General features: G+C 64.0%; 2 protein-coding genes. Both read right to left on the bottom strand.

The window, feature by feature from the left end:
• On the bottom strand, nucleotides 1–391 hold a 391-nt coding region (locus F6Q13_RS19340; RefSeq protein WP_293059957.1), incomplete at its 3' end, for a VOC family protein.
• Nucleotides 392–480: 89 nt separating this feature from the next.
• A partial coding sequence (locus F6Q13_RS19335; RefSeq protein ID WP_293059960.1) for a TetR-like C-terminal domain-containing protein occupies nucleotides 481–647 on the bottom strand: 167 nt, incomplete at its 5' end.

Here is a 647-nt window from a genome sequence, read left to right as displayed (position 1 = left end):
CGTACGCGAAATCCATGCCGCCGGGCATGGTCCCGCGTTGGACGACCTCGCCGCCGGCGGCGGCCTCGGTCACCGCAGCCTCGATATCGTCGGTCTCGACACAGATGTGGTGCAATCCCGGTCCGCAGTCGCGCAGGAATTCGGTGTAGATGCTCTCCCCCGACACCGGCGCGATGAGTTCTAGTTGGGTCTCGCCGGCATAGCTCAGCGCTATGTCTACGACAAAATCCGCCGGCCGCCCGCGATAGGTGCAGCTTTCAGGACCAAAATGGACATTGGGCAGCCGGATCCACGTCTTGACACCCAACAGCGCCGAGAGCGCTTCTTCGGTGGCACCGAGACGGGGAGTGACCCAAGCGATCTGCACGGGTGACTGACCGGAAAAGCTCATCGCATCGCAGGATAGCCCCGACACGACGGCCCCGGGTGAACGTGTTCTCGTCGTGCGACCGGTCAGACAGCGACTCCCTGGCGTCGGCGTCAGTGCTGTGTGAGCAGGCCAACCAACAGGCGAATCTGGCTGTCGAACAGGATCTGGGGATCGGTCAGCGTGTCGGCGCCGTAGTGGCCGAATACCTCGAGGCTGATGGCGCCGACCACCCCGGCCCAGATCGTGAAGCAGGTACTCATGACGTGGTCGTCACCGG

The sequence above is a fragment of the Mycobacterium sp. genome, assembly GCF_008709575.1.
GTDB lineage: Bacteria > Actinomycetota > Actinomycetes > Mycobacteriales > Mycobacteriaceae > Mycobacterium.
The sequence above is the reverse complement of the archived record's forward strand: the minus strand, read 5'-3'. Positions and strand labels throughout refer to the sequence as shown.